Genomic DNA, 13,744 nt, shown 5'->3' on the forward strand with positions numbered 1-13,744 from the left:
CGTTTTTTTGTTGCCAATGCTGATCTACTGATGCCTAGACAGTCGCCGCGCGCGGCGACTGCCGAATGTCATCAAATGTTCATAAAACTCCGCTCAAGGCTGCAAACCGCGCCGCTCGTTGGGCGTGAGCGCCTGCAGCTGCGGCGCCGTCAATGGCCCCGCTCCCAGCACCTGCACCACGCCAGCGGGCTGGTACAGCGATGCCTGCGGATCACGTCCCTTGCCGGCGCCACCGTCATCGGCCGACTCATTGCCAAAGCCCAGCACCTTCACGGTGAACAGCGACGGCTGCGCCTGGCGCGTGGCGGCCCGTTCGCGCTGCAGCACATCCTGCGCCGCCGTCACGGCCTGCGCAGCGGCCGCGCTGGCATTGCTGAGCGCCCCCACGTTCACCGAGGCGATCACGGGCATGCCCGTGGACTTGCCCTGCACCTGGATGTTTTCCGCGTTCACCACCTGCAAGGCCGCCAGGTTGACGTTGCCCGAGACGCGGATGCCCGCCTCGCCCGCGTCGATGCTGCCCAGCGGGGCGATCAGGTCGATGTCGCCGGGCGGCACCTCCGGGATCGGGTTCAGGGTGGCGATGCCGGCGCCCGTGCTTGGCGTGCTCGGCGACAGGCTGACCAGGCCGATGCTGTCGTAGGTGCGGCGCTGCGGCGTGTAGACGACGGTGGACTTGGTGCCGCGGCCCGCATTGATGTCGCCCGTGGCCGACCAGGCCAGGATGTTGCCGCCGAAGGTGGTGAAGATGCGGCTCTGGCCCAGCAGGATGCTGTCCTTCGCATACATCTGGATCTCGCCCGCCCCCTGCGTCAGCACGCCCGAGCCTTCGCCCGGCGCATAGCCGCCATCGACGCCGATCAGCGCGCGGCCGCCCGGCACCATGATGCCGATATCGCCGCCGAAATCCGTGTGGATGCCGGCATCGTTGACGATCACGTGCGGCACGTTGACGGTCGGACGGCCCGCCTCGGCCCACTCCTGCGGACTCAGGTAGCGCACGCCCGCGACCGGCCGCTTGGTATAGATGCCTGCGTAGTCGTTGACCGTGTACAGCGCGCTGCTGAACATCGTCAGGTCGCCCTTGTACTCGATCTTCTTGCCCGCCTTGTCCTGGGAGGGGAACAGGGTGGCGATGGCTTCGCGGCCGCGCAGGTAGCTGCCGCGGCGCATGCCGTCCGGATCGTTGTATTCGCGCCCAGCCGCCTTCAGTTCGGCAAAGTAGACATTGCTCAGGTACACCTGCTGCTGTTCCTTCGGCAAGGCGGCAAAGAAGCTGCGCGCATCGGTGGCCGGGTCGTAGCGGATGCCCAGGCCGCTGTCGCCGCCAAAGCGCGTCGTCAGCCAGTTCACCAGGTGCAACTGGCTGACCAGCGCGTATTCGCGCGCCAGGTCGCGCCGCACGCCGCCCGTTTGCGCGCCGGCCTTTTCCAGTTCCGCCTGTTTCGTGCCGAGGAAGGCGGAAGCGCCCGCCTCGTCGCCGCCGTAGCCGAACTGGCCGCGCAGCCAGTCTGCCAGGGTCAGCTTGCCGCCGTAGACGTACACGGCGCTGCCGGCCTGGTCGGCAAGCGGGCGGCCCGGGTCGGCCAGCTTGGCCGGGTCCAGGTAACGCGCCGCGAAGGCCGCGTAGTCGGGGCCATTGCGGCCCACGCCGGCGGCCACGCTGATGCCGGCGCCATTGCCGCGCTCGCCGGGACCGGTGCCGACGATGGAACCGAGACTGCGCAATTCCGCCTTGTCGGCCATGTACAGGTCGCGCCCGGCGCTCACGCTCAGCTGGCCGGGACCCGCCACATAGAAGGTGCTGTAGCGGATATCGCGCCCGGCGCTGACGACGGAGATGTCATCGGCATGGCGGTGCACGAACAGATTGCCGCGCGCCGACGAGCTGCCGGTGACGACCGGCTTGTCCGGATAGTCCGGCCGGCCGACAAAGCCCTGGCTGGTCCATCCGGCCGCGCCGTCCGGCACGTCTTCGACGCTGCCGAGCGGCGTGCCCGAATTGACGATGTCGCGCCCGGCGCGCACGGCCACGGCGCCGCCGCCCTCGTACCACACGCCCAGCGGACCCACGTCTCCCCTCAGCGTGGCCCGGTACACGATGCCGCCCGTGCGCAGGCCGACGATGTCGCCGCTGTTGGCATAGAAATGCGCAGGCAGCTGGCCCACGGGCACATAGTCCGACACCGTCGGCGCCGTCATGCTGAACAACGGATAGGTCTGTGCCTCCACGCCGGCGCCATTGGCATTCCCCGCAAACGACTTCAGCGGCGAAGGCGCCAGCGCATTCGTGCTGACGTTATGCAGGGGCAGCAGGCCGAACCAGACCTTGTCCAGCGCCCCGACGAAGCCCGGATTGAACGGGTTCGGCAAGAGGCGCGGATCGGCGCCCGATGGCGTGATCGGATAGCCGGCCGCATGGATGGAATCGGCGGCCAGCATTTCCAGCTGGCCCGTGCCCGTCTTGACGAATTGCGGCGCCACCGGCGACGGCGCCAGGATCACGCCGTTTTGCGGCATGTCGACCTTGCCGCCCTCGCCCAACCTGCCCAGGCTGGCATTGCCGTAGTACAAGCTGCCGCTGGCAGCCACGGCGCGCAGCACGGACGGCATGACGAAACGTCCGTCCGAGGGCGCATGGTTGTCGCCCGTCGCCGACTGGATCCAGGCGGACGTCGGCGTCAGGTTGCCGCCGGCGCTGAACAGGTCGATGGCGGTGGCCGGCGTCCACAGCGAGAACCAGCTCCAGCCCTCGCCGGCGCGCTCGACGCCCTGGTAGTTGAACGGCGAACCATTGCCCAGCTGCTTCACGCGGCCCGCATCGGCCGTGCCGCCCAGCACCAGGTCGCCGCGCGCATCGATGCGCACGCCGCTGTCGCCCGGCACCAGGATCGGTCCGCCGCTGGCAATCGCCGTGCCCGCCGTATAGGTTTCATACGGCCGCGATTCCTTCGGATCGGCGCGGTCGAAACGCAGCTCGACGCCGCCCACCGCGCCCGCCTCCATGCGCAGCGCGCCGCGCAGGTTCGTGAAAGTGCTGTTGAGCGTGGGAGACTGGCGCTCGTAGCGCACGTCGGCATTCGAGGCATCGCTGTTGCGGTCGAAACTGCGCACCTCGGCAACAGGGTTGAGCCCGCCGCCGATGCGGATGTCGAGGTCGCCGCCGCCCGTCAGCAGCAGCTTGCCGTCCGGCGTCACCCTGCCCGTGCTGCCCACGGCCACGTTCAGGCCCTGGCTGCGCGGCGCGTACTCGCCGCCCGGATCGGTGCGCGAGGTCAGCATGCCGGCATCGCCGCCCGCCTGCAGCAGCACATTGCCGCCCCCCAGAGTGCCGATGCCCGTAAAGCCCGATACGGCCGGCTGGCCGGCATACAGCTCGCTGCCGTCGGGACGCGCGACATAGGTGCCGAAATTGATCCACCATGCCGTCGGCACGCCCGCGCCCGTGCTGCCGCTGCCCTGGCGCCACAGCCAGGTGCCGATGTCGCTGGTATCCTGCTGACGGCTCAGGGTGCCGATGGCGTCCTCGCGGCGCTGCGTGGCGGTGCCCACGGTGTCGCCCTTGACGTCGCCCTGGGCGCGCAGCAGCAGGTTGCCGCCGTGCTCCGGATACCAGGCGCGGTACAGGCTCTCGCTGCCGCCATCGACGAAGCGCGTCAGCTGGTTGTCCAGGGCGCCGAGCAACTGGCCCTTGGCATTGACGCCGCGGGGCAGGTTGAACAGATCCTTGCCATCGACCAGCGGCGAAGCCGACTGCGTGCCCGCCGTGTAGACGCCGTACAGCGAACGCATGTCGAAATCGCCGGCGGCCAGCAGGTCGAGGTCGCCCGTGCCCGTGCGCAGCACGCTGAACAGGGGCTGGCGCGCCGGCTCCACGGAGGTCACCGTCTCGGGTGGCGTGCCGTCGGCAATCTTGACCACCAGATTGGCATAGTATTCCAGCATAAATTGCTCGCCGCCCCAGTCATCGACGTTGACCTCGCCTTCCGGAAATCCCATCTCGATGGCTTCTGGGCTGTAGATATATTTGCCCGGCAAGCCCGTGCCCGGCTTGGTCGACGTCCTTTCCCCCATGCCGTAATGCGTATCGGCCAGCATCAGATGGGCGTCCTTCGCATGCGGCCGCAGCGCGCGCGTGTCGGCCGCGGCCGTATCGGCGCCGCCCACCAGGCGCAGCGACCACGCTTGCGAACCCTGGGCCAGCATGGGCGCCAGCGCCAGGTTGCGGCCCTGGCTGCCCGTACCGTCCACCGGGCGCAGCGCCACCATGGCCGCGTCATCAGGCAGCTTGACCATGGTGCCGGCGGGCAGCACGCTGCCCTTGTCCAGCGCCAGCGCGGTGGCCAGCACCACGCCGTTGACGGGATTCCATGCATCGCCCAGGTCCCACGGCTTGCCTTCCGGGAAGGGCAAGGCCACATTCGCGGGCCACACCATGGCCGCCACCTTGGCCGCGCCAGGCAGGCGCAGGCCGGGATCGAGCTGCATGCCGCTCGATAAGGTCAGCGCCTTCTGCAAGACCGTGCCGGCCGCGTACAGCACGCTGCCGTCGGCGTTGCGCACGGCACCGCCCAGCACGCTACCGGCCGGCAAGTTCAACTCCGCCGTCAAGGTGGCGCGCGCCGCCAGCAAGGTGCCGCCGCGCAACTGCATCGGCTTCATCGGCACGGCGAAATTGAGGCTCGTGCCCGATTTGAAATACGTGTCTTCGGCCAGGGTCACCAGGCCCCCTTGCGGCACGACGACATCGCCGCCCCACGGCAAACGGCCCTTCACCAGTTGCCAGCCCTGGTCGTCCGAGGTGACGGGCAAGGTGCGGGTATCGAAACCATCCGTGATACTGCCAAAGACGCTGAGCTTGCCACCGGCGCGCACGACCAGCGCGCCCGCCTCGCCCGAGCCGTACACGCCGCTCAGGCGCGCCAGCGGATTGACGCCGTCGTAGCGCTGGCCGGACAGGTCGATATCGCCATCGATATGCAGGTCGCCGCCCGGCGTGGCGCTGACGATTTCGACGCCGGGGCGCAGGTGGAAGGCGTTCGCATCGCCGCGCAAGCCGCGCAGTTTGCTGTTCATCAAGTTGCCGTTCGCCAGCGCGTGCCGCATGAAATCCTGGCTGTCCGCGTGCTTCCCGTCCAGGTAAGCCTGGGTGATGCTCTGGTAGGTGCGGCCGTCCGCATCCTTGTCGGTACCCGCCGGGGCATCCTTGTATTGCCAGAAGGCGTTGACGTTGATGGTGCGCGCGCCCGCGATGTTCAGCGCGCCGGCCGCATCGATGTCGATATCGTCGCCCGTGGCGCCGCCCAGGCGGCGCGCGTTCAGGTCGATGCTGCCGTAGTTGCCGCCCTTGTCTCCGCTGCGCAGGTCGAGCCGCGCGCCGTTTTCCAGGGTCAGGCGTCCGCCGGGCGACGCCAGTTCGATCACGGCGCGGTTCGGCGCCTCGATCACCTGGCCGTAGCTGTCCGTGCGCAGCACCGTGCCATGCGCGTCGAGCACGGCGCCGGACTGGATGGTGACGCCGTCGCGGCCGGCCAGGCGGATGCTGCCCACCTGTTCGCCGCTGGCGTCGATGCGGCCGTTCACCGTCAGCGCGCCGCCATCGACGGACACGCTCACTTCGCGCGCCTTGACCTCGTCGCCGATGAGCAGGTCGCCCTGCTTGAGCTGGAAGCTGCGGCTGCCGAACACCTTGCCCGTGTTCAGGCGCTGGTTCAGGCCGGCGAAGTCGCCGATCCGCTGGGCGCGGATGTCCGCGCCGCCGGCCGCGTAGGCTACCTGGGTGCCGCCCGCGTCATAGCTGCCGCTGGCGCCTCCCAGCAGCGTGCCGCGCAAGTCGGCCGTGCCGGCCGCGTCGCCCGTGGCGATTACGCTCAGCTTGCCGGCGCGGTTGTTCACGGCCGACAGGTCGATCACCGAGGCCGCTGCCTGGCGCACATCGCCCTCGCGGCTGTCGAGGATCACGTCGCCGCCCCAGCTGTACTTGCTGGTGTCGTAGAAATCGATCTTGCGTCCCGCCAGGTCCAGCTTGGCCTTGTCGCCCAGCAGCACATCGCGCTCGGCGGACAGGGTTAATTTTCCGCTTGGCAAGACCACCGACGTATCCACGCTGACATTGTTGCCGCTCAGCGCCACTTCGGCGCCCAGGGCGCCGGCCAGCGCCGCATTCGTCGGCGTGGCGGCGGCCGCACCTGCCGGCGCGCTCACCGTCAGGTTGCCGCCCGCCGTGATGCGGCTGACGGAACCGGCCGCGCCCGTCAGCAGGGGCGTGTTGATCACGACGTCGCCACCGCTGTAGCGGTAGCCATTGATGGCCGTATCCCACGCGCCCTGCGACTGGTAGACCGACAGGCTGCCCTTGTTGTTGGCGGTGACTTGCTCGCTGGCATTAAGCGCCACCTGGCCGAAACCCAGTATCAAACGGTCCAGCTTATGGATGGTGTCGGGACGGCTGTCCGGCGTAAAGCCGAACTCGATGCGCTTGGCATCGACCTGCAGGCGGCCGCTGCCGGTGCCGGGGCCATCGGCAACCACGGCGCCGGGCGCGTTCGTCGCGCCTTGCCACACCAGGGTGTCCGTGTGGATGCGCGCCAGCGCGTCCGCGCCGCCATAGCCATAGATGGCGGGCGTATTGAGCACCAGGCGCGACAGCGACGACTTGCCCGTGGCCGCATCGATGGTCGACAGCTGCGTCGAGTCATAGAAATTGAAGGAATTGCGCGCCGTCAAACCCAGGCTTTCCAATGCCGGCGCGCCCGTGCTGGTATCGCCGCGCAGCAGGCGGTCGAGCACGCCCTGGTTCAGCGCCAGGCCATCGGGCAAGGCACCGCGGGCGCTGGCGTCCGCCAGCGCAGCTTCGCTGCCGATATTGATCGCGCCCATCGCCAGCTGCAGGTTGCGCGTGCCGTAGCGTACGTTGTCGCGCAGGGTAAACGCGCGCTCCGTCACGGCCGCGATGGTGCCCTCGGAGTACAGCGCGGTGCTGCCGCCGCAGGCGCCGCCCGCCTTCCTGCAGGCGCCGATATCGATGATGCCGGGGCCATACGATTCGGACGGCGGCGCTGCGGCCGGCAGCATGTCCAGCCAGCCGTTCGAGACAGCCAGCACGCTGCCCATCGGCTGGTACACATAGCCGTCGCGCGAGTCCCAGGCCGCCTTGCCGCGGCCCAGCGTATTGATGCCGGAACCCTGCTCGAGGATGATGCCGTCGTCTTTTTTCGACGTCACCAGGAACACTTCGGCCGCCTTCAGCACGGCGCCGTCGCGCAGCACGATGCCGCCCGCCGATTCATTGATGGCGGCGATGTTGGCGCGCTGGTTGCTGCCCGTGGCGAAATCGCTGTAGGTGACGCGCGGCAAGCCGCCGATGCCCACGCGCTGGGCGCCAAAGGCATTGATTTGCGAGGCGTGCACGGACACGCCATCGAAGTCCGCCAGCGGCGCCGTGCCGTCGGCCAGCACTTCGTAGCGGGTCGACGCATGCGTCCCCGTCCCCAGCAGCAGGGAACCGCCAAAGCCGCCCTCGGCCGGCGTGTACAGGGCGCTGCCATCCATCATCAATGGCGTCTGGTTATTCTCGACGCTGTGCAGGGACGGGGCGATCAGCTGCAGCCGCACGGCCTTGGCGTCGCGTTCGAGCATGGCGCGCGGCACGCCGTCGCGCGTGGCCTGCGCCACGGCGAAGGCGGCATAGCCCGTTTCATTGTATTGCGAATAGCTGCGCAGCACATCGGCCGGCGTCAGGATGGCTTGCTGCGCCACCACGTCGCGGAACGCCGTGCCCGCCACGCCCGTCTGCGCCGCCGTGGCATACGAGCCATTGCGCATGGCGACCGTGCCGCCTGTCTCGACGGCGCCGGCCAGGCCATTCAATTCCACGCGGAAGGCACCGGGCAACAGCGCGAAATTCGATGGCAGCAAGGTGTAGGTGCCGGCCGCCAGGCCGGGCACGCCCGCGCCGATGGTGATCTGGCGTCCCACGGCGGGCCTGCCCGCGCCCTGCTCGGCCATCAAAGGCGCCACGTCCGGCTGGACGCCGGGAATGATGGCGTACACGGGGTTGGTATTCAGGTCGGGCAAGGTGAAGCCGCCATTCGGCTTCATCTGTACCAGCGGATTGAGGCGCGCATCGGTGGAGCCGCCCCGTCCGGCCAGGAAGCCCGCGCCCGTCAAGGTGCCGCCGCCCGACAGGTCGAGCACGGCGCCGGCCTGCACGTCGACGGCGGCGCCCGTCAAGGCGATCTCGGGGCCGTTGCCCACGCCCTTGAACACGACGTCGTTGCCGTCATACAGGTAGCTGAGGCCATCGAGCGTGCCGCCGTACGGCATCGTCAAGCCTTTCGCGCTGACGGAGGTCACGCTGCCCGGCAACAGGTTCACACGGTCCGTATAGGCTTCATAGCCTTCGGCGCCCAGGGTGATCTGCCCCAGCGGCGCGCGCAGCACGCCGCGCTGGTTGATCGTGGGCGCCACCAGGCTCAGGCTGCCAAAGACGGAAAACGGCTGATCCGGCGTGGCGCTGCCGGGGCTGCGCTCGATATTGAGCGTGCGCAAGGGATCGAGCGTGACGCGCACGATGCCGTATTCGTCGACCCGGCTGCTCTGGCCCACGGTGACCATGCCGCTGTCGCCCGTGGCCGGGTAGATTTGCGCGGCCACCAGGGTGGCATTGCCTGGCTGGTACAAGGCCGCGTTGTTCGACATGCGCAAGTCGCCACGGCTGTTGAGGGTCAGCTGTTCGAAGGCATCGCGTTCCACGGCCAGCGGCTTGCCGCTGCTTTGCACGATCTCGCCCCGCGTGCCCATGTTGACCTCGCCCGCGAGATCGAGCATGCCCGCATCGATCTGCAGCAGGGAGCCGTCGGCCACCAGCGGCACGCCCAGCATGCCGCGCCCCTTGCCCGAGTTTTTCGACCCTTTCACGGCATTGGGCACGATGAAATTGTCCTTCTGCGCGCGCGCTGCCGTTCCCAGTCGCACATACGGCGCCGCCAGGTGCACCTGGCTGGCAAGGCCAGGCAGCTTTTCCTGGCCATCCATATCCGGCTGCTGCGGCGGCTGCGCCAGGCCCAGCGACGTGGCGCTCAGGCGCAGGCTCTGGCCCAGCGCCAGGTTGACGTCGCCATCGACGCTGAGCATGCCGTTCACGTGCATGGCCAGGTTATCGAAGCCGCCGGCCTGCACGCGGTCGGCGCCCAGGCGTGCACTGCCGTAACGCAAGGCCTCATCCTTCTGGCCGGCGCGCAAATCGGCCGGCAGCGCGCTGTCGCCCTGCACTTGCGCCAGCACGAATTCACGCGGCACCCGCACCGCATTGTCGACGCCGGCGCCTTCCAGCGTCTGGCGGTCCACCTGGCCGTAGTTGGGCGTGTCCAGCGCCAGCGCCAGGGTGCCGCCGGCCGCCCCCGCGCCACCGGCCGCCGCGCGCATGGTGCCATCGGCAAAGATGCCGTTGTACGAACTGAGCGAAATCAAGCCGCCGCCGCCGGCCACGTTGACGGCGCCCTGGTTCGGCAAGTCCAGCGTGGCTGCCGCGCCGCTGGCGTCGAGCAGTGCGCCCGGGCGCACGACGACAAAGGCATCGGCCGCATCGACGCTGGCGGCGTCGGCCTTGTAGCGGGCGCCGATTTCGATGCTGCCCCCCTTGTCGGCACGGCCATAGCGGCCGCCGCGCATGTCGGTGGCGACGGTGGCGCGGCCCGCAACGTCGAGCACGGCGTGTTCGCCGATCCAGATCGACGTGGCCTGTCCTTTGCCGTTCGGTACATCCGCATCGCTGCCCGTGCCAAACGTGCCCGGCAGCACGGCGATCTTGCCGCCCCAGGCCTCGAGGCGGCCATCGATGCTGACCTGGCCGTTGCCAGTCAAGCTGATCTGGCGGCCCGGATCGACCGTCACGACGGCGCCCTCGGCCACCGCCAGGCCGCCCTTCACGTACGGGCTGCCGGCCGTCAGCGTCAGGTCGGCGCCGGCGCGCTGCGTCAGGCGGCCCTTGCGCGCATCTTCCTGGTACAGCGGCGGCGTCCACACTTCCAGCGCGGCGCCTGCTTCCGTGCCGCCAGCCACCGTGTGGCCGGTGGCGGGATTAAAGCGCAGCACGGGCATGCGCACATCGATCTGCGCATTCTTGGCCACCACGACGCCGTCGCGGCCCGTGACGGCGTAGTCGGCAAAGCCGCTCTGGAACAGGCTGGCGTCCAGCGCCAGCATGGGCTGCACGGCAACGTCGCGCCCCAGCGCGACACCGGTCGGCAGCAGCTGGCCACGGGGCGCGGCCAGCGCTTCGGCAGCGATGCTGCCAGCCGCATACTGCGTCGTCATCGGCTGGATGGGCAAGCCGTTCGGAAAGGCCGCCGCCGAAACCACGAAGCCCGCATTCAAGCCGTTAATCGAGGTCAATACGCTACCGGCGGGAACGATGGCGCCGCTGCCCAGATAGATCGCACCGTTGACGACCACCTGCGCGCCCTGCGGCACCACCATGCTGGCCCCCAGGACCAGCGGTTTCTGCGCCGATACATCCACCGTCACGGCTTGGCTCAGGGTCTGGCCCGGCTTGATCAGGCTGGTGCTAAGGGCGAAATCGAAGGGGATCTTCTCGCCCTTGGCAATCAGGAATTCATCGGCAAGGCGCAAGCCGACGGGGGCGCTGCTTCCCGCAGGCAACACGTCGCCGTCGAGCAGCTTGCCGCCGATGCTGACGGCCGTGCCGCTATCGATCGTCAGGCGGCCGCCGCCCTTCACGCCATGGCCGCGCAGCTCGCCGTCGAGCTTGAGCAAGGCACCCGTCGGCGCTTTTTCGCGCGGCAAATCGACGGCCAGGGTGATGTCGCCGCCGCGGCCGCCCTGCAGGCTGCCATTGCTCATCAGCGCGGCGCCGGACGAGACGTCGATGACGCTGCCGCCGGCCAGCTCGATGCCGCCGGAGCTCCTCAGGCTGACCTTGCCGCCATTGAAATACGGCAACCCGGCGCTGGCGCCCGGGTCCAGTTCCAGGTTGCTCCACAGGCCGCGCGCGTCGAGACGCACGCCGGGTGCCACGCGCACGCCGGCCGGGCCCGCGGGACGCCCTTCCGGCGACACGGGCAAGTCCGCCCACACGGCGCCCCCGGTGGCAAGGTAGCGCGAAATCATGTTGCCGGCGGCAATGCTGCCGCTGCGCGCACTCACGTTCGCCTTGATCGCCACATCGGTGGCGTGCAGGGCGATGTCGCCGCCATCGGCCACGCGCACGTCGGCATTGACGTCGAGCTTGTCGTAGGCGTAGATGTTCAGTGCGCCCAATTCCAGGCCATTGAGCCAGTCCGCATCGAGCTGCAAGGTGTTGCTGCGCGTGGCCGGCAAGGCCGCAGTGAGCAGCTGGCCATCGGCGATGGCTGCCACCTTGCCGATCTCGACCTTTTCCAGCACGGCTTGCGGGCTGTCGCGCAACTGGCCCGACTTCGGATCGAAGACGGGCGTCATTTTGCCGACGATCAATTGACCGGCGCGCGCCGCCGACGTCTGGGCCTGCTTGTAGCTGTCCACGCCGTCGTCGCGCTTGCGCTGCTGGCGTTCGCCCTGGAACACGGAGGTGTCGATGTCGCCTTCCAGCACGGCCGCGCCCGTGGAAACGATCAGGCGGCCCGCATCGCGGCCCACCGTGTAGCCGTTTTCCAGGCGCTCGCGGGGACCGATCAAGGCATTGGCAAAAGTTTCCGTCGTGTTCGCGCCCCAGCGCGCATGCGTGCTTTCATAGCCACGGTACAGGCCCGTGTACAGATTGTCGCCAGGGGCCGTGCTGAGCTTGTACATCGCGCCATCGGCGCCCTTCAGCCACGTCTGCTTGACCATGCCCGTCTGTACGTCCAGCGAACCGCCGGCGATGTTGATGCGCGAACCGGCCTGCGTCACCACTTCGCCGCCGCCAAAGCCGACGGTGCCGCCCTGGGCCGCCCACTCGCCGACGCCATGGCCGCTGGTATTGAGGTAGCCGCTCACTTCCAGCAAGCCGCCCGCCGTGTACCAGCGGTCCGTGGCATAGCCGTTGGTGCCGGCCGGCACCAGCACCAGGTCGCGGCGGTCGACCCACACATCGCTGTTGTTCAGGTATTTGGCGTCGCGGCTGCCCGGCGCGTCGCGCTGCTCGTTGCCCTGCACATTGATCAGCACATTGTTGCTGCTCATGTCGACCTTCACGCCGACGGCGCCGGAGACGTCGATGGCGGCGCCGCGCGCCACGTGGCTGCGGCGGGCCGCATCGGCCAGCACCTGGCCGCCCGTGGCCAGGGTCAGCGAATCGCCCTCGAACTCGATATTGCCAGCGGACACGATGCGCACCAGCGACTGGTCGCGCCGGTCCTGCGGCGTGTCCGTGCCCTTGCCCGTGTCTTTCAGCAAGGTATCGCGCTGCACGTCCAGCGCCGTGGCGCCATTGTCATCGATGAGGATGGCGCTGACGCTGCCGCGCGCCAGGGTGACGCCGGCGTTCTCGTCCGCCGCCGTCAGGTGGATCGTGCCGCGGCCATTGACGGTCGTGCTCGACAACAGCACGCCATCCTGGCGCACGCTATTGCCGCTGAGCGTGATGTCGCCCGTTGCCGCCTGGATCAGGCCGCTGTTGACGACGCTGCCGGCGCTGCTGCCGGCCACGCGCAGCATCCCGACTTCATTGCCGCGCGTGCTCGAATATTGGTTCTTGTCCGTGCCCATGCCCTGGCGCACGATGATGGCATCGCCGGCCGCCAGCGTCGTCTGGCCGTTCGGCGTGGTGATGGCGCCCGCATTCTCGACGCTGCGGCCGGCCAGCAGCACGTAGCCGCCGCCCTCGGTCACCGTCTGCGGCTTGCGCGTGTCGATGCGCGCGCCGGCGGCGACGACGACGTCCGCCTCGGCCGCGCCATGCGTGTAGGTGTTCTGACCCAGCAGCAAGTCATTGGCGAAGGTCGGCACGGCGCCCGTGCCTTGCGCCTTGCCGTACAGGCCGCTCTTGAACTGGCTGTCGCTCATGCCCATGGCGGCGGCGGCCAGATTGCGCGTATCGACCTGGCTGCTGCCCGTAAACACGATGCCGTTGCGGTTGACGATCATCACCGTGCCGTCGGCCTTGATCTGTCCCTGAATCTGGCTGGGGCGCGCCAACGGATCATTCACGCGGTTCAACACGGCCCAGTTCGATTTCTGGTCGAACTGCAAGGTGGTGTTCTTGCCGATATTAAAGCTTTCCCAGTTCAGGATCGCCTTGTCATCCGTCTGCACGACCTGCACGACAGTCTTGCCGTCGGCCTGGGTCTGCACGGGCGCCTGGGCGTTGAGCCAGCCCGCCGTCAGGCTGTTGCTGTCGACCTGCAAACCGCCCTTGACCAGGCCGTCCGGTGCGCCGCCGGCGGCCAGCGCCGCCTGGCGCGCGGCCGCCTGTACCGCTTGCTCGGCGGCGATGCCGCGCGCGGCCAGCAGCAGGTTGTTCAGCGATTGCTGCAGCTTGCCTTCGGCCTTTTGCTGCTGCAGCAAGGGATTGTTCAGCGATGTGGCGGGCTGGCCATTCGGCAAGCGTCCCGTGGCGGCAGCCGTGCCCTGCTGCGCGCCCTTGCCCGCGAACCAGGCGCCGCTGAACGGCTGCTGCGCCTGCGTACCGCCCGCCTGCAGCAGCATGGCGATGGCCAGCGCCAGCGGTTTCAGGCGCACCGGGCGACCGGTCCGGTTGCCCGCCATGGCGGAGGAGGATGCGTGTTTCGTGACCGACTTGCTTCGCTGCATGGCGACATTCCCT

At 68.9% G+C, this 13,744-nt stretch carries 1 protein-coding gene; it reads right to left on the bottom strand.

Annotation, left to right across the window (positions count from 1 at the left end; translation table 11 throughout):
• Positions 1 to 93: 93 nt before the first annotated feature.
• The gene (locus ACZ92H_RS21495; protein WP_465050866.1) at positions 94 to 13,731 is read right to left on the bottom strand and encodes a filamentous hemagglutinin family protein; all 13,638 of its coding nucleotides are present in this window, start codon (positions 13,729 to 13,731) and stop codon (positions 94 to 96) included.
• Between the last annotated feature and the right edge of the window lie 13 nt (positions 13,732 to 13,744).

This window comes from Janthinobacterium foliorum (assembly GCF_978021625.1).